Origin of the sequence: Amycolatopsis sp. NPDC051903 (assembly GCF_044452505.1) — a bacterium.
Lineage (GTDB): Bacteria > Actinomycetota > Actinomycetes > Mycobacteriales > Pseudonocardiaceae > Amycolatopsis.
Genome location: NZ_JBITBT010000031.1, coordinates 64415 through 81679 on the forward strand (window position 1 = coordinate 64415; position 17265 = coordinate 81679).

General features: G+C 71.3%; 10 protein-coding genes. 2 read left to right on the forward strand and 8 right to left on the reverse strand.

The features are described from left to right. Nucleotides 1–170: 170 nt before the first annotated feature. The 7 genes from ACIA77_RS39655 to ACIA77_RS39685 form a co-directional block, all read right to left on the reverse strand. Complete coding sequence (locus ACIA77_RS39655) at nucleotides 171–428, reverse strand: hypothetical protein (RefSeq protein WP_395891283.1); 258 nt, start codon at nucleotides 426–428, stop codon at nucleotides 171–173. 60 nt (nucleotides 429–488) lie between these two features. Further along, complete coding sequence (locus tag ACIA77_RS39660) at nucleotides 489–1124, reverse strand: hypothetical protein (RefSeq protein WP_395891284.1); 636 nt, start codon at nucleotides 1122–1124, stop codon at nucleotides 489–491. Then, nucleotides 1117–1539, reverse strand: a complete 423-nt coding sequence (locus ACIA77_RS39665; protein WP_395891285.1) for an acyl-CoA thioesterase — start codon at nucleotides 1537–1539, stop codon at nucleotides 1117–1119. Before ACIA77_RS39665 ends, ACIA77_RS39660 begins: the two co-directional genes overlap by 8 nt. Continuing rightward, on the reverse strand, nucleotides 1536–6521 hold the full coding sequence (locus ACIA77_RS39670) for an NAD-glutamate dehydrogenase (protein ID WP_395891286.1): 4986 nt from the start codon (nucleotides 6519–6521) through the stop codon (nucleotides 1536–1538). The genes ACIA77_RS39665 and ACIA77_RS39670 overlap by 4 nt, the downstream gene beginning before the upstream one ends. Nucleotides 6522–7366: 845 nt before the next feature. Continuing rightward, nucleotides 7367–9919, reverse strand: a complete 2553-nt coding sequence (locus tag ACIA77_RS39675; RefSeq protein WP_395891287.1) for a hypothetical protein — start codon at nucleotides 9917–9919, stop codon at nucleotides 7367–7369. 14 nt (nucleotides 9920–9933) lie between these two features. After that, on the reverse strand, nucleotides 9934–11610 hold the full coding sequence (gene ettA, locus ACIA77_RS39680; RefSeq protein ID WP_395891288.1) for an energy-dependent translational throttle protein EttA: 1677 nt from the start codon (nucleotides 11608–11610) through the stop codon (nucleotides 9934–9936). 99 nt (nucleotides 11611–11709) lie between these two features. Continuing rightward, nucleotides 11710–13728 carry a cytochrome c oxidase assembly protein gene (locus ACIA77_RS39685; protein WP_395891289.1) on the reverse strand — a complete coding sequence of 673 codons (2019 nt, stop codon included), beginning with the start codon at nucleotides 13726–13728 and terminating at the stop codon, nucleotides 11710–11712. A gap of 63 nt (nucleotides 13729–13791) precedes the next feature. Between ACIA77_RS39685 and ACIA77_RS39690 the strand changes: the two genes are divergently transcribed. Continuing rightward, on the forward strand, nucleotides 13792–14430 hold the full coding sequence (locus ACIA77_RS39690) for a histidine phosphatase family protein (RefSeq protein WP_395891290.1): 639 nt from the start codon (nucleotides 13792–13794) through the stop codon (nucleotides 14428–14430). A gap of 382 nt (nucleotides 14431–14812) precedes the next feature. On the opposite strand, the gene ACIA77_RS39695 is transcribed toward ACIA77_RS39690, so the two are convergent. Next, nucleotides 14813–15985, reverse strand: a complete 1173-nt coding sequence (locus ACIA77_RS39695) for an MFS transporter (RefSeq protein ID WP_395891291.1) — start codon at nucleotides 15983–15985, stop codon at nucleotides 14813–14815. 81 nt (nucleotides 15986–16066) lie between these two features. On the opposite strand from ACIA77_RS39695, the gene ACIA77_RS39700 reads away from it, so the two are divergent. Then, on the forward strand, nucleotides 16067–17131 hold the full coding sequence (locus tag ACIA77_RS39700) for a LacI family DNA-binding transcriptional regulator (RefSeq protein WP_395891292.1): 1065 nt from the start codon (nucleotides 16067–16069) through the stop codon (nucleotides 17129–17131). Nucleotides 17132–17265 lie beyond the last annotated feature (134 nt).

Below are 17265 nucleotides of genomic sequence, written 5' to 3' on the forward strand. Positions count from 1 at the left end.
TCCCCTCCACCGTCCTGGGGTCGGCTCGGGCGGGAACGGCCTTCGGAACCGCGTGCCCGCACGACGCCGGGGCCCGGCGGTGCGGTTGGTCTGAGTCGCGCCGATCTTTTCGGACATCGGCGGCTGATCCGGCACCGACTCTACCCAATGTTTTGCGTCACAGGGACCGCTCAACCGCTCTGATCTGTGCTCCAGTCGCCTGAATCCGCTATCGACGTGGCAATCCACGCTGCGAAAAGTGCGGCCTGGACGTAGGGTGCGGCCTCCCCGACGGCCCGGCCCACCTTGTTCCACCGCCCCGATCGCTGCTGACGGTCGGATTCCGGTGACGCTTCGGCGTCGACCGGACGCTCGGTGCGCCACGGCGTTTCACCGGTGCGCACCTGATCGAGGAAATCCTCCGTCGGGTCGCCCTCGGGGTCGGTCATGTGCCCACCCTCGCACCGCGGCCGGAAATGCACCACGGTCGCAAGGAAATCGCAAGGAATTCAGAAGAGAAGGGGCAACAGCGCGTGCCTGCGCTTCAGCACGGCGCCGTAGCGGGCGTCGAGCCGCAGCCACGAATCGGTGGCCGTCACGCGCACGACGTCACCGGAGATCGACGAGTCGAACAAGCCCATGCCGGACAACGCGAACAGGCAGCGCAGCTGCACCTTCACCTCGAGCTCGCCCCCGGTCACCGTCAGCACGGCCTGGTCCATCAGCGACGCCGGCGGTGTGCCGTGCGGGCCGGCGTTGTCGCGGGCCAGGGTCACCCCGCGGTCGGCGAGGTCCGACACCACGCCGACCGGCAGGTCGTCCACGAGCTGCCACTTCCCGGAGGCGGGCAGCTCCGCGTGCCAGAGCAGGTCGCGCGCCGGGCCGGGGTCCATGACCTCACCGCCCGCGACCGTGAGGGCCGCCAGCAGCTCGTTGCCGGACACCGTGACGTCGGCGGGGGTTACGGTCCCCGCCACCGCGCGGGTGGCGAGGACCTCGAACGGCGTGGCCGTCCACGCTTCGACGACGCCGTCGCCGCGGTTGCGCAGCCGCACGGCCGCGCTGCCGTCGAGCCGCACGGCGCGCGCGACGAACGCGCCGAGCGTCTCGCGGTCGGCCGGATCCGGGATGCGCAGCTCAGGCATCGGCGAACACCTTCTTGAGGAACTCCGTCTCGTCGGCGGTGAGCCGCCGCGGCCGCAGCTTGCCGGTGTCGTACGGCGCCAGCACGGTTTCGGCGATCACCGCGACCGGGTCCGACGCCTCGGGCCCGGTGTGCACGCGGTAGGCGAGCGTGATGCTGGCGGCCTTCAGTTCCGCCAGCGTGATCTCCACGCGCACCTGCCGCTCGGGCTCGACCACGATCGGCGTGCGGTAGTGCACCGCGAGCTTCACCACGACCACGCCCTTCGGCAGGTCGGTGAGCCCGGCTTTCACCGCGTCGCCGAACAGCACGGGGATCCGCGCCTCTTCCAGCAGCGTCACCACGTTCGCGTGGTTGACGTGGCCGTACACGTCCATGTCGGACCAGCGCGGCTGGACGTGGGAAACGTAGGTCACCGCACCGTGCTCCTGATCTGGCGCGCGGCCACCGACAGCGTGGCGAGGTCGAGCCGCCCGGAGCGGGTGATCTCGTCGAGCGCCACGCGGGCGCGGGACAGGCGCGACGCGTTGGTCTTCTCCCACTGGGCGATCTGCGCGTCGGGCTCCACGTCCTGGTCGCTGTGGCGCAGGGCGTCGAGCGTGATGGCGCGCAGCGAACCGTACACGTCGTCGCGCAGCGAAAGCCGCGCGAGGGCGTGCCAGCGGTTGCCGCGTTCGAGCTTGCTGATCTCGGTGAGCATCTTGTCGATGTCCAGGTGGTCCGAGAGCGCGTAGTACAGCCGGGCCGTTTCGACCGGGCTGTGCTGCGCGTCCAGCCCCACCTGCTGCTCGGCCAGCTCGGCGACCTCTACGACGTCGAGCAGGCCGTAGCTGTGCAGCAGCAGAGCGATGCGCCGGGCCAGGCCGGCCGGCGCGCCGTCGCCCTCGAGCCGGGCGGCGTGCTCTTCGACCGACTCGAGCTCGCGGCCGCGCAGCAGGTCGCCCAGCTTTGGGCCGAGCTCCGCGATGACCGGGCCGAAGCGGTTGATCTCCGCCAGCGGCGCGAGCGGCTGCGGGCGGTTGGTGAGGAACCACCGGGCGGCGCGGTCGAGCAGCCGGCGGGTCTCCAGCACCATCGTGTCGGCGACCTCGGTGGGCACCACGTTGTCGAGCGCGTCGATCTCGGCCCACAGCTTCGGCAGGTCGTAGACGTGGGTGACCACGGCGTAGGCGCGCACCGCGTCGGTCGCCGTCGCGTTCATCTCCTCCATGAGGCGGTAGACGAACGAGATGCCGCCGCCGTCGACCAGCTCGTTGGTCACGAGCGTGGTGATGATCTGGCGGCGCAGCGGGTGCTGCATGATCGCTTCGGCGAACCCTTCGCGCAGCGGCTTCGGGAAGTACTCCGGCAGCCGGCGGGCGAACACCTCCGAATCGGGCAGCTCGCTGGCGAGCAGCTCGTCCTTGAGGTCCAGCTTCACGTGCGCGAGCAGCGTCGCGAGCTCCGGCGACGACAGGCCTTCGCCCGCCTTCTCCAGCGCGCGGAACTCCGAGGAGCTCGGCAGCGCTTCGAGCTTGCGGTCGAACGCGCCCTTCGCGACGAGCGAGGACACCTGCCGCGCGTGCACGGAGACCATCGGCCCGGCGTGGGCCCGGCTCACGCCGAGCACCGCGTTCTGCCGGTAGTTGTCGTCGAGTACCAGCGCGCCGACCTCGTCGGTCATCTCCTCGAGCAGCTCGTTGCGCCGCGTGTGCTCCAGGTTCCCGGTGGCCACGAGGTGGTCGAGCAGGATCTTGATGTTCACCTCGTGGTCGGAGCAGTCGACCCCGGCCGAGTTGTCGAGCGCGTCGGTGTTGATCTTGCCGCCGGTGCGGGCGAACTCGATGCGGCCGAGCTGGGTCAGCCCCAGGTTGCCGCCTTCGCCCACGACCTTCACGCGCAGCTGGTTGCCGTTGACGCGGATCGCGTCGTTGGCCTTGTCGCCCGCGTCGGCGTGGGTTTCGGTCTCCGCCTTGACGTACGTGCCGATGCCGCCGTTCCACAGCAGCTCGACGGGCGCCAGCAGGATCGCCTGGATGAGCTCCATCGGCGGCAGGTGCGTCACGTCTTCGGCGATGCCGAGCGCCTCGCGCACCTGCGGGCTGATCGGGATCGTCTTGGCCGAACGCGGGTAGATGCCGCCGCCCTCGCTGATGAGCGAGCGGTCGTAGTCGTCCCACGAGCTGCGCGGCAGGTCGAACAGCCGGCGCCGCTCCGCGTACGTCGACGCGGCGTCGGGGTTCGGGTCGAGGAACACGTGCATGTGGTTGAACGCGGCCACGAGCCGGATGTGCTCGGACAGCAGCATGCCGTTGCCGAAGACGTCGCCCATCATGTCGCCGATGCCGACGGTCGTGAAGTCCTGCGTCTGCGTGTCCTTGCCCAGCTCGCGGAAGTGGCGCTTCACGCTCTCCCACGCGCCCTTGGCCGTGATCCCCATGGCCTTGTGGTCGTAGCCGACCGAACCGCCGGACGCGAACGCGTCACCGAGCCAGAAGCCGTACTGCGCGGAGACCTCGTTGGCGATGTCGGAGAACTTCGCCGTGCCCTTGTCGGCCGCCACCACGAGGTAGCTGTCGTCCGCGTCGTGGCGCACCACGCCGGGCGCGCGCACCGTGCGGCCCTCGACGCGGTTGTCGGTGAGGTCGAGCAGGCCCGAGATGAACATGCGGTAGCACGCGATGCCCTCGGTCAGCTGCGCGTCGCGGTCGAGGCCGGCGTCGCCCGTCGGGGCCGGCGGGCGCTTGACCACGAAGCCGCCCTTCGCGCCGACGGGCACGATCACGGCGTTCTTCACCGCCTGCGCCTTGACCAGGCCCAGGATCTCCGTGCGGAAGTCCTCCCGCCGGTCGGACCAGCGCAGGCCACCGCGCGCGACCTCGCCGAAGCGCAGGTGCACACCCTCGACTCGCGGCGAGTACACGAAGATCTCGAACTGCGGGCGCGGCTCGGGCAGCTCGGGCACGCTGCTCGGGTCGAGCTTGATCGCGAGGTACGGCCGCGGGGCGCCTTCGGCGTCCACCACGTGGTAGTTGGTGCGCAGCGTCGCGTTGATCACGGCCATGAGCCGGCGCAGGATGCGGTCTTCGTCGAGGCTCGTGACCTCGTCGATCATCCCCGTGATCTCGCCGACGAGCGAGTCTTCGCGGGTCTTGCGGTCCACATCGGACAGCTGCGGGTCGCAGCGCGCCTCGAACAGCCGCAGCAGCCGCGTGGCCACCTCGGTGTGCTTGAGCACCGTGTTCTGGATGTAGGACTGGGAAAACGGGCTGCGCGCCTGCTGCAGGTAGAGCGAGTACGCGCGCAGCACAGCGGCCTGACGCCACGTGAGGCCGGCGCGCAGCACGAGGCCGTTGAATCCGTCGACCTCCGCGTCGCCCTGCCACGCGGCGTGGAACGCGGACTCGAACCGTTCGCGCAGTTCGTCGACCGCCGCTTCGCTGGACGCGTCGAGGTACTGCGCGTCGATGCGCAGCCCGAAGTCGTAGATCCAGCTGGGGCCGCCGTCTTCGCGGAACAGCTCGTACGGCCGCTCGTCGACGACCTCGACGCCCATGGCCTGCAGCAACGGCAGGACCTTCGACAGCGTCACGCCTTCGCCGCGCAGGTACAGCTTGAAGCGGCGCTCGCCCGGCTGCGCGTCGGCGGGCAGGTAGAACGCCAGCGCGAGGTCGCCCTCGTCGGCGAGCGTGTCCAGCTTGCGCAGGTCGGCGAGCGCCTCCTCCGCGGTGAAGTCTTCCTTGTAGCCCTCGGGGAACACCGCGGCGAAGCGCTGCCCCTGGTCGACGGCGGACTCCTCGCCCATCACGCCCAGCGGCTGGCCGTCGCCCGCGCGTTCGCGGCGCTCGGCCAGGATCGCCTCGACCATGCGGTCGTCCCAGCTGCGGACGACGGTGTTGAGCCGTTCCTGGATCCGCAGGGTGTCGGGCTCGATCCGGTGCGCGGGATCGGTGTGCACGATGAAGTGCACCTGCGCGAGCACGGTTTCGCCGATGCGCGCGCTGTATTCGAGCTGCGTGCCTTCCAGCTCCTGCAGCAGCACTTCCTGCATCGCCAGCCGCGAGCGCGTGGTGTAGCGGTCGCGCGGCAGGTAGACCAGGCAGGAGTAGAAGCGGCCGTACGGGTCGCGGCGCAGGAACAGCCGCAGCCGGCGGCGGTCCGACAGCGTGATGGCGCCCGTGGTCGTGGCGTACAGCGAGTCGGTGTCGGCGGAGAACAGGTCGGCGCGCGGCCAGTTCTGCAGCACCTCCAGCATGCGCTGGCCGGAGAACGACTCCATCGGGAAGCCCGCGCGGTGGATGACCTCGCGCACGCGCTTGCACACCACGGGGATGTCGAGCACGTTCTCGTGCAGCGCCGTGGTGGTGAACATGCCGAGGAACCGGTGCTCGCCGGTCACGGTGCCGTTCTCGTCGAACGTCTTCACGCCGACGTAGTACGGGTACACGGGCCGGTGCACCGTCGAGGGCGCGCTCGCCTGCGTGAGCACCAGCAAGGTCGGCGACAGCGCGGCGGCGCCGTCGTCGGGGCCCGCGGTGAGGCTGCGCGCGGCGAGGCTGTCCTGGCGCAGCACGCCGAGGCCGGACGCGAGGACCCCGCGCAGCGCGGGCTCGTCGGACTCCGGGTGCGGGTTGTCGACCAGCTCGTAGCGGCGGTAGCCCAGGAACGTGAAGTGGCCGTCGGCGAGCCAGCGCAGCAGCCGGGCGCCTTCGGTGACCTGGCTCGGGTCCGGCAGCTTCGGCGGATCCTGCTCCAGCTGCTCGGCGACGGAGATCGCCGTTTGCGCCATCTTGTCGGCGTCCTCGACGACCTCGCGCACGTCACCCAGCACCGACGAGAGCCGGTTGTCCAGCTCGCGCGCGCGGTTCGGGTCGGTGACGAGGTCGATTTCGACGTACATCCACGACTCCGCCGCCGACATCGCCGGCGGATCGGCCGGGTCGGCGTCGGGGTGCAGGCCGATCAGCTCACCCGTGACGTCGCGGCTGACGACGACGATCGGGTGCACGATGCGGTGCACCTGCACACCGTCGCGCGCGAACTCCGCGGCCACGCTGTCGACCAGGTAAGGCATGTCGTCCGTGACGACCTGCACGACGGTGGCCTCGCGGGTCCAGCCGTCCTGCGCCGCGGTCGGGTTCAGGAGGCGGACCGCCGGTCGCCCGGGCATCCGCTGCTTCGCGAGCTGCAAGTGCGACCGCACCGCGCCGACCAGCGCCACGGGGTCGTCACCCACGATCTCGTCCGCCGGGATGTGGCGGTAGTACAGGCGGATCAGGTCACCGATCTCGGGCGCCTGCCCGGCGGCGGTGTCGATCAGCTCATCCCGGAGCTGCTCCGGGCTGGCCGAGCGGCGCGCCACGCCGGCTTCGGTGCCGACATCTGTTCCGGGCAGGGACGAAACTCCCGTCGAGCTCATTGAGGCAACTCTCCAGTGTGCGAGATCGAGACGCGTCCGTCACCACAACGTGGCGGACACCCCACACACTAATCCGACCCCGACCCGCCCGTGACAAAGACCGGGAGTTGTCCAGACTTCCGTTTGCCTTGCCCGGCCACGGGTTCCCGCGTTGATCGGTTCAGCTACCCAGCGGTCGGGTAACGCCCCGCGGATCGCGAAACCCTTGCCACACCGCGTGCCTCACCCGCACCCCTCGCACCACGACCACCCGGCGCCTGTTCGTGATCGGTTCAGTGACCACCGGCACAGCCGCACGCAGGCGGTCAAACCGGAAAAGGTTGCCTGCCCGCACTGCGAGGATTCCCACACCCGAACCGCCCAGACGGGCTACCGGACAGCTGTAACTTCTCGGGATTTCAGCCCCGGGCCCCACCCGGCGCCCCACCCGCGTGCCACCGCACCAGCAACTCGGCGCGCCCACCCGACCGCCCACCACCGGCCGGCAATGCAACCCAGCGCACACGCCAACCGCCCCGGCCCACCGCCACCCGGCAACCCAACTCACCACACGACCAACCGACCCGACCCACCACCAGCCCGGCAACGCAACTCACTGCGCACCCAGACCCGGCCCTGCACCTCGATCCCCGCTCTTCACGCGGTCTGGATCACCTTGTCAAGGCACGCTTTCCAGCCTTGACAAGGTGATCCAGACCGTCGTCACAATCAAAGATCGGGGTGCCCCCTGCACCACCCCGGGCGCAACGTTGCGGGCCAGCGCAACGAGCCGCCCGAGACCACGCACAGCCACCAGGGCCAGCAGAGCCACCAGGACCACCAGAACACCCAAGAAGAACCGGACCTCAGTCCCCGTTCCTCTTCCTCTCCCCCACCCCGTGCCCGTTCACCGGCCGCTTCTCTTCATCCTGCGACCCGAGCTTCTTCACCAACGCCGCCGCACTCGCGGTCCCGGCCTGGTGCTCCGCCAACGCCCTGGCCAGCAACTCCGCCAGTCCGGCGTCGGGCGGCGGCTCATCCTCGGCGATGGCCCGCGCGTAGCTCTCCGGGAACGGCTGCGAAGTCGGCGTCCACGAATCGAAGTCCTCGAGCGGGTCCAACGCCGGCGGCATCAGCAGCTTCGGCAACCACGGATCCGCGGCCACTTCCGGCGACGCCAGCTCGTCCCGCGGTGCCGGTGCCAGCTCCGGCGTCTCCCGCTTCCACGGCGGCCCCGTCACGTCCGCGACCGGCTCAGGCTCCTCGACCCGGGAAGCTTCTTCCCGCACCCCGGATTCGTCCGCCCGCCGACGGCCACCGCCGCCACCGGAAGAAATCCCCAGCCGGTCCAGCACCGACCGCGCCGCGACCGAACCGTGCTCCGCGTCGTGCCGGGTCTTGCGCCCCCGCGCACCCTCACCACGCCGCGCGCGCTCTTCGCGAGCCCATTCGTCGCTCTCCCACAACGGGGCCGCGTGCTCCTCGGCCGGCGCGGGCGCCAGCGGCAGCTCCGGCAAGATGTCCGAAAGATCCGGCAACGACAACCGCGGCAGGTCGTGCGCCGGCGCCTCACGCACCGGCTCTTCCCGCGGCACCTCGGCCACCGGCTCCGGTACGGCCCGAATCTCGGGAGCGCGCACTTCGGCGACCGGGCTCTCCGCCGGCCGCACGTCCGCCGCGGGCACCTCCGGAGCCGCTTCCGGTTTCTTGAACGGCCGCACCCAGCCCGGCAACGCGGGCCGCTCCTTGGCCGCCCGCCGTCCGGTCTCAGCCGGCGCAGCGGCCGCCGGCCGCTCCGCACCACGAGTCCCGTTCACCGGCCGATCGGCCGAACGCTTCCCCGTGCCCTGAACCGAAGTCCGTTCCGCGCGCGGGTTTTCCGGCTGCGGCGCCGACAACGTGAACCGGGCCACCGGCTCCGCCTGCCGCTGCGCCGGCGTCTCCTCGCGCGCCGCGGCTCGCCGTCCGGGCTCCGGCTCGTCCCGGATCACCGGGATCACCGACGTCCGCTCGGCCGCCGATTCCTCGGCGACCCGACCGAACGACCACGTGGGCGCCTTCGGGATCTTCGGCGGCTTCGGCGCGGGCTCCGCCGGCTTGCGCACGGGCTGTTCCTCCGCCACCGGAGCAGCCTTCGCCACGGGGGCGGGTTCCCGCGCGGGCGCGGGCGCGACCTCCGCCTCGACCGGCCGGATGATGGCCGTCGTCTCGACGTCGCGCACCGGCGGCTCCACGGCCATCGGCACCGGACGGCCGCCCTGCGGCGCCGAGCGCGCGATCACGTCGTCGAGGTCCAGCGGCGCCACCGTGTCCGCACCGAACTGGCCCGCGAGCAGGCCGCACGCCTGGCGGCGCGCCCGCGAGTGGACGTGTTCCGCCGCGCGCGAGCGGTGCAGGCACGCGATGGCTTCCTCGGCGCTGCCGAAGCGCTCCTCGATCTGCGAAAGCTCGAGCCACAGCCGCGAGGTGATGGCCGGGAGGTTGTGCCGGTCCGTGCTCGCCACGGCTTCGCGCACCAGCTCGGCCGCCGCGTCACCGGCACCCGCGGGCAGGTGCACACGCGTCGCCACGGCCAGCCGCAGCCACGCGGTGGGCGCGACGCCCGCGGCGCGCACCGGCGCGGCGAGCATCGGTTCCGCGATCTCGTACGCCATGTCGATGTCGCCGCGGTCGAGCAGCGTGCTCACGAGCTGGAGCACCAGCCGCACGCGCACGAGGCCGCCGTCGTCGGCCGGGTTGTCCAGCTTCTCGAGGAAACCGAGCCCGGTCCGCGCGGCGTCGGCGGCCGCGGTGAGGTCACCGTGGCGGCGCCGGTGGGCCGCCGCGCCGTTTCGCAGCAACGCGCGCACGAGCAGCCGGGTGTCGGCGTCGAGCGATTCGTCGGCGACCACGAGCTTGTCGGCCTCGACGAGCACCCGGTCCAGCTCCGGCTTGCGGCCGAACTGCGCGAGGCAGCCCACGAGGTGGCACAGGGCCTCCGCGCGGTGCACGCGCGAAACCGCCGGCTCCGACAGGACCGGCCGCAGCGCGGTGAGCCCCGTCAGCGGAGTGCCGAGGCTGCGGGCGCAGATCGCGAGGTCGATCCGCAGCCGCGCGGCGATGTCCGCGTAGCCCGCGTGCTCGGCGGCGCGCAAGGCGGCGACGCCGCGGCCGACGGTGCCGGTGCGCGCGCCGAGCCGCACGCGTGCCGAGATCACGAGGCTCTCGGCGCGGACCCACTGCTCGTCCGCGCCCGCGGCCTCGGCGAGCGCGGCCGCGCGCTCGCCGAGCACCAGGGCGAGTTCGGGCGCGCGCAGGTGCAGCGCGTCCGCCCGTTCGATGAGCCGCCCGAGGTCCGAGAGAGTCGCCCCGCCGGCAGCAGCGAGCCGCCCGCCCGCGGGTGCGGGCGAGCTCGACCGGTTGTGCCTGCTGGGTTCCACTCCGGCCCCCGGCGTCAGTCGCGCTTCAGCTTGCGATGAGTGACCCGGTGCGGCCGCGCCGCCTCGGCGCCGAGGCGCTCGACCTTGTTCTTCTCGTAGCCCTCGAAGTTGCCCTCGAACCAAAACCACCGGGCAGGGTCTTCGTCCGTGCCCTCCCAGGCCAGGATGTGCGTCGCGACGCGGTCGAGGAACCACCGGTCGTGGGAGATGACCACCGCGCAGCCGGGGAACTGCTCGAGCGCGTTCTCCAGCGAGCCGAGGGTTTCGACGTCCAGGTCGTTGGTCGGCTCGTCCAGCAGGATCAGGTTCCCGCCCTGCTTGAGCGTCATGGCCAGGTTCAGCCGGTTGCGCTCACCGCCGGAGAGCACCCCCGCGGGCTTCTGCTGGTCCGGACCCTTGAAGCCGAACGCGCTCACGTAGGCACGCGAGGGCATTTCGGTCTGCCCGACGTGGATGTAGTCGAGCTTGTCCGACACGACCTCCCACACCGTCTTCTTCGGGTCGATGCCGGCGCGGTTCTGGTCCACATAGGACAGCTTGACCGTCTCGCCGATCTTGACCGAGCCCGCGTCCGGCTCCTCGAGCCCGACGATGGTCTTGAACAGCGTGGTCTTGCCGACCCCGTTGGGGCCGATCACGCCGACGATGCCGTTGCGCGGCAGGTCGAACGACAGCCCGTCGATGAGCAGCCGGTCGTCGAAGCCCTTGCGCAGCTTCTCGACCTCGACCACCACGTTGCCCAGCCGCGGGCCCGGCGGGATCTGGATCTCTTCGAAGTCGAGCTTGCGGTGCTTGTCGGCCTCCGCCGCCATCTCCTCGTAGCGGTCGAGGCGCGAACGCGACTTGGTCTGGCGGGCCTTGGCGTTGGAGCGGACCCACTCGAGCTCGGTCTTGAGGCGCTTGGCGAGCTTCGCGTCCTTCTTGCCCTGGACCTCGAGGCGCTCGCGCTTCTTCTCCAGGTAGGTGGAGTAGTTGCCCTCGTAGCCGACGACGCGGCCGCGGTCGAGCTCCATGATCCACTCGGCGACGTTGTCCAGGAAGTACCGGTCGTGGGTCACGGCCAGCACGGCGCCCTTGTAGTTGGCCAGGAACTGCTCCAGCCACAGCACGCTCTCGGCGTCCAGGTGGTTGGTGGGCTCGTCGAGCAGCAGGAGGTCGGGCGCGGACAGCAGCAGCTTGCACAACGCGACGCGGCGGCGCTCACCTCCGGAGAGGTGGGTGACGGGTTCGTCCGGCGGAGGGCAGCGCAGGGCGTCCATCGCCTGCTCGATCGTGGAGTCGAGCTCCCACGCGTCGGCGTGGTCGAGCTCCTCCTGGAGCTTGCCCATCTCCTCCATGAGCTCGTCGGTGTAGTCGGTCGCCATCTGCTCGGCGATCTCGTTGTACCGGTCGAGCTTCTTCTTGGTTTCGCCCAGCCCGTCCTCGACGTTCTGGCGGACGGTCTTCGTCTCGTCGAGCTCCGGCTCCTGCATGAGGATGCCGACCGTGGCACCGGGCTGCAGGAAAGCCTCGCCGTTGCTGGCCTGCTCGATCCCCGCCATGATCTTGAGAACGGTGGACTTACCGGCACCGTTCGGCCCCACCACGCCGATCTTGGCGCCGGGGTAGAACGCGGTGCTGACGTCGTCGAGGATGACCTTGTCCCCGACGGTCTTGCGCACCTTCTTCATGGTGTAGATGAACTCGGCCATGAAACCGATCGTAATGTGAGCCCGTCGGCGCCCTGACGGCGGTCACCACCGTGCTACCGAGCGTCATGCCCACATCACGCGGACGACATCATCTCGGGGTCATTCGACCTGTTTGCCCTGCGCGAGGTTCTTCAGCATCGCGTTGTAGGCCGCCAGTTCCTCGCCGCCGGTGTTCTCCTCGCGGCGGTCCTTGCGCTTGGCCTCGCGCTCGTCGGCACGGGCCCACTGCACCAGCAGCGCGATCAGCACCAGCAGCACCGGCACTTCGCCCGAGGCCCACGCGATGCCGCCGCCGAGGCGCTGGTCCGTGAGCAGGTTGCCGACCCACGGCAGCCGCAGCGACGTGTAGAACTCCTGGCCGATCACCGTCTGCATGTTCATGAGGATCACGCCGAAGAACGCGTGGAACGGCATGGCGGCGAACATCATCCCGAGCCGCCCGATGGGCGGGATCTTGCGCGGCGCCGGGTCGACGCCGATCACCGGCCAGTAGAAGACGTAACCGGCGAGCAGGAAGTGGGCGTTCATCGCCAGGTGCGCCCAGTGGTAGTTCAGCGCGGCGTCGAACAGGCCCGAGAAGTAGAGCGCGTAGAACGACCCGACGAACAACAGCAGCGCGACGACGGGGTGCGTCAGGAACCGCGACACGGGCGAGTGCACGGCCGCCAGGAGCCACTCACGCGGCCCGGGCGGGGCGTCGCGGCCGGCGGGCGGCAGCGCGCGCAGGGCGAGCGTCACAGGCCCGCCCAGCACCAGCAGCACGGGCGCGACCATCGACAGGAGCATGTGGTTGCCCATGTGCACGCTGAACATCGCCGGCGAGTAGCGGCCGATGCCCGACGACGTGGCGAGCAGGATCACGACGCAGCCGGCGAGCCACGCGACGATCCGGCCCGTGGGCCACGCGTCGCCGCGCTTGCGCAGCCGCCGCACGCCCGCGAGGTAGAGCCCGGCGAGAACGATCGCGAGCGTCCCGTAGACGAGGTCGAAGCGCCAGTCGGTGAGCAGGCGCCAGAACGTGGGCGCGCCGTCGAGGTTGTAGCCGATCAGCAGCTCGGTGGTGGAGGGCTGCGTGATCGCGTCGGCCGGGGGTGGCGTGCGGGCGAGGCCGGACGCGATGCCGATCGTGACGAACATGATCAGCACCTCGACGGCCGCGAGCCGCAGCAGCTGGCCGCCGCCCTTGCCGTCGACGAGGTTCTTCACGCCGCGCTGGCGCTGCTGCTGGCCGAACACGCCGAGCAGCAGCAGTGCGACGACCTTCGCGACGACGAGCAGGCCGTAGTCGGTGGTGAACAGGTCGCCCAGGTTGATGCGCACCAGCGCGTTGATCACCCCGGAGATCGCCATCACGACCCAGCAGACCAGTGCCAGCTTGGAGAACCGCCGCGCGGCGAGCGTCAGGTGCGCGCCGCGGCGCCAGCCCAGCGCGAGCACGGCGACGAGCCCGCCGACCCACAACGCGGCCGCGACGAGGTGGAACAGCAGGCTGTTGGTGGCCATGTCGTGCGAGCCGCCGCTCGCGGAGTGGCCCGTGACCGCGACGGGGACCAGGCCCGCGACGGACACGAAGAACAGCACGGCCGTCCAGCCCCACGTGAGCACGAGCCGGCAGCCGAGGGCGAGCAGGATCGCGATGAGCGCCGTCCAGAGCCACGCCTTCGGCTGCTCGATCGCGCTGACGAGGTCCAGGAGCGTCTGCGGTGACAGGACTTCGAGGAACGGCTTGCCGGCGCCGTCGGCCGCGGTGAAGGCGACGGACAGGAGGGACGCGGCGAACCAGACCCACGCGGCGATCCCGGCCGCGCGCACCGCCGCGTACCCCTCGGGGCGCAGCGTGCGGGACTTCTGCGGCGGCACGAGGAAGGCGGCCAGCAGCAGCGCGCCGACGCAGATGACCGACGCGGCTTCGGCGAGCACTCGGACGACCGTGATCCCGTACTGCGTGACCAGCCCGGGGTCGGGCAGCCCCTCGATGAGGTAACCCGCGCCACCCGTGAGCGCGACGAGCCCGACCGCGACGACCGCGGCGAGCACGACGCCCACCGAGAGCAGCGGGAGAACGCTCTGCCTGCGTCGCGCTGCCGGTTCCGGTTTCGTCACTGCTTCGGTGCTCACCGTTCGAGATTAGGCCGGTCTCGTTTTCCCCGGCACGCGGGTGCGGCCGGGCATGATGGTTTCGTGCGGATCATCCTGCTGCGTCACGCCGAGTCCCTCGGGAGCGTGGACCAACTCGCCTACACGCGGATCCCGGACCACGCGATCCCCCTGACGGAGACCGGCCGCGCCGAGGCGCGCGCCTCGGGCCCCGCGATCAAAGAACTGCTACGCGGCGAGCGGCCGGCCGTGTACGTGAGCCCTTACCTGCGCACGCGCGAGACTTTCCGCTTGCTGGACATCCAAAGCCAGTGCGACCGCGTGATCCAGGAGCCACGGCTGCGCGAGCAGGACTGGGGCAACCTGCAGGACCCGCAGGACCAGGAGGTCCAGCGGCAGCGCCGGCACGAGTTCGGCCACTTCTTCTACCGACTCCCGTTCGGCGAATCGGGCGCCGACGTCGACGACCGCGTGGCCGGCTTCCTGGCGGAACTGCTGCACAGTGGCGAAACTCACCCGCGCACCGTGCTGATCGTCTCCCACGGCCTCACGCTGCGGCTGCTGTGCCGCCGGCTGTTCGGCTGGAGCGTGGACCTCTTCGAATCCCTTTCCAACCTGCGCACCTGCGAATTCCGCATCCTCGACCACGACGGCGACAAGTGGCGCCTGGACCGGCCCTTCGGCCAGTGGCGCACCTCCCCGGACGGCGATACGCAGGGCTGACCACGGACATCACCCGCCCCGCCCGGGGACCGACATGCCCCCGCCCTCCCGAGGGGGGCGTCCCACGTCCATTCTATCGGCCACCCCCGACAAAACCGGCGCAAAGCCACGCACCAGGCCGATTCATCCACAACTCGGCAACCCTGTGTACAAGCCGCCCCGCGGACACCCAAACGGCTCGGACAGCACCGCCCCGCCGCCTCACACGGCCGCTGCCGCACACCACCGCCGCCGAGCACCACCACCGCCGAGCACCACCACCGCCTCACACCACCGCCGCCGCACACCACCGCCGCCGCACACCACCGCCGAGCACCACCGCCGCCTCACACGGCCGCTGCCGCACACCACCGCCGCCGCGTCACACAGCCGCCCTACCACCTCACACAACAGCCCCCACCGCTTCACGACGCCGCGCCCGCGCCGCAACCAGCGCCGCCGGGACGATCAGCGCCGCAATCGCACCGACCACCACGAACGACACCGAATAGGACGTCGCCTGCGCGATCCCGCCGATCATCGGCGGCCCGGCGAGAAAACCCGAGTACGCGACCGTGCTCACGAACGCCAGCTCACGCTCACCACCCCCACCGTCCGCGCGTCTACCCGCATCGCCCGCCAAGCTGAGCGCGAGCGGAAACGCGAAAGCGAGCCCGGCCCCCGCAAGCGCGAAGCCGACGTACGCAAATCCCGCCGGGGTGAACACCGCGGCACAGATCAACCCGATCGCGGCGATCCCGGCGCCGACGGCGAGCGACCGCGTGGCACCGAACCGCTGCTGGCACCACGCTCCCCCAAGCCGCGCCAGCGCCATGGCCAGCGAAAACCCCGAGTACGCCAACGCCGCGGCCCCCTGCCCCACGCCGTGGGCCGTCACCATGAGCAGCGCCGACCAGTCGGAGCTGGCGCCTTCGGCGATCGCGGAACACAGCGCGACGGCAGCGAGCAACCACAGCGCAGGACGGCGGATCGGCGCCCGGCCGCGTTCCGGCGCGGCCGTCTCCTTCGGCGGCCGATCCCCCGGCACGTCCTTGAGAACGGCCAGGAGCACGCCCAGCGCGACGACGGCCGCGACGGACAGGTGCCGCGCGGGCGGCCAGCCGTGCCCGGCGGCCAGGCCGGCGAGCAGCGACCCGGCGAGCGCACCGAAGCTGAACCCGGCGTGCAGCGTCGGCATCACCGCGCGACCGCTGCGGCGTTCGACGGCGACACCCGCGATGTTCATCGACACATCGAGTGAACCGACCCCGGCGCCGAGCACGAACAGCGCACCCGCCAGCAGCGGCACGTTCGGCGCGAACCCGACGAACGCCAGCGCCGCGGCGGCCACCACCGTGCTGCCGGCGACGGCCGCCCGGGCACCGACTCGTTCGGCGATCCGGCCGGAAACCGGTGCCGCGCAGAGCATTCCGACGCTCGCGCCGAGCAACGCCAGCCCGAACACCCCCGGCACGGCGTGCACCTGCGCGGCGATGGCGGGCGTGCGCGGGGCCCACGAACCGAGCGCCGCCCCGTTGAGCGCGAAGACCGCGAACACCGCCGTCCGATCGCGCATCTCGCCGCCTCTCTGCCGGGAGCCCTTGGCCCAGAATGACTTAAGCGCTTCAGCGTGTCTAGCTCGCGCTATGCTCCGCCGATGACGAGCACCCGGCGCCGGCGCCCGACGCTGGACGACGTCGCCGAGGCGGTCGGGGTGTCCCGCGCGACCGTCTCCAACGCGTACAACCGGCCTGACCAGCTGTCGACGCAGCTGCGCGAGCAGGTCCTGCGCGCGGCCAAGGAGCTGGGCTACCCCGGGCCGAACCCGACCGCGCGCAGCCTGGCGACGAGCCGCACCGGGGCGATCGCGTTCCTGCTCGACGCGTCGCTGTCGGCCGCGTTCTCGGACCCGGCGCTGTCGATCACGCTCGACGCGCTCGCGAAGGCCGTCGAACCGAGCGGTCACGCGCTGCTGCTGTTGCCCGGAGCCGAAGCGCACGGCGGGCCGCCCGCCGGACGCGTGCTGGCGGCGCAGGCGGACATCGCCATCGCGTACTCGCTGGCCGACGGCACGCCCGCGCTGCAGACCGTGCACGACCGCAGGCTGCCGCTCGTGGTCATCGACCAGCCCCCGCTGCCCGACACCGCCCGCGTCGGCTGCGACGACCGCGGCGGCGCGGCGCTGGCCGCACAGCACCTGCTGGAGCTCGGCCACCGGCGCTTCGCGGTCCTGTCGGCGCCGCGGCTGTCCGACGGGCCGTCCAGCCTGGAGTCGGCGCTGGCCAGCTCGTTCCACGGGACGCGTGAGCGCCTGGCGGGTTACCTGTCGGCGCTGTCGGACGCGGGGATCTCGGACGTCGCCGTGTCGGAGGCTCCTTGGCTGTCCGCCGACACGGCGCGGGCGAGCGCCGTGGAGCTGCTGCACCGTTCCCCTCGCCCAACAGCGCTGCTGTGCATGTCCGACCAGCTCGCGCTCGCCGCCGTCGCCGCCGCCAGGCAGCTCGGCCTGCACGTGCCGTCGGACGTGTCCGTGGTGGGCTTCGACGACACGCCGCAAGCCGCCTGGGCGGAACCCCCGCTCACCACCGTCCGCCAGGACCTCGCCGGCAAGGGCCGCACCGCGGGCGAGCTCGTGCTGCACCTCCTCGACGGCGGCACTCCACCGCCGCCCGTCGTTCTGCCGGTGTCACTGATCCGCCGAAACAGCACGGCGCCCGTTTAGCAATACCGTTCACCGATTTGTGGACAACTCCGTCCCATTCGAGCGACGGAAGACTACTTGTCCACAGACGTAGGAATGCGGGCAGACAAACTCCCTCCCACCCGCCATCGTAGAAACCACACATTCCACGGCGC

Bases quoted from the DNA above. Each gene is read 5' to 3' on its own strand.
- ACIA77_RS39655 (WP_395891283.1), bottom strand. From the start codon at position 428: ATGACCGACCCCGAGGGCGACCCGACGGAGGATTTCCTCGATCAGGTG.
- ACIA77_RS39660 (WP_395891284.1), bottom strand. From the start codon at position 1,124: ATGCCTGAGCTGCGCATCCCGGATCCGGCCGACCGCGAGACGCTCGGC.
- ACIA77_RS39670 (WP_395891286.1), bottom strand. From the start codon at position 6,521: ATGAGCTCGACGGGAGTTTCGTCCCTGCCCGGAACAGATGTCGGCACC.
- ettA (WP_395891288.1), bottom strand. From the start codon at position 11,610: ATGGCCGAGTTCATCTACACCATGAAGAAGGTGCGCAAGACCGTCGGG.
- ACIA77_RS39695 (WP_395891291.1), bottom strand. From the start codon at position 15,985: ATGCGCGATCGGACGGCGGTGTTCGCGGTCTTCGCGCTCAACGGGGCG.
- ACIA77_RS39700 (WP_395891292.1), top strand. From the start codon at position 16,067: ATGACGAGCACCCGGCGCCGGCGCCCGACGCTGGACGACGTCGCCGAG.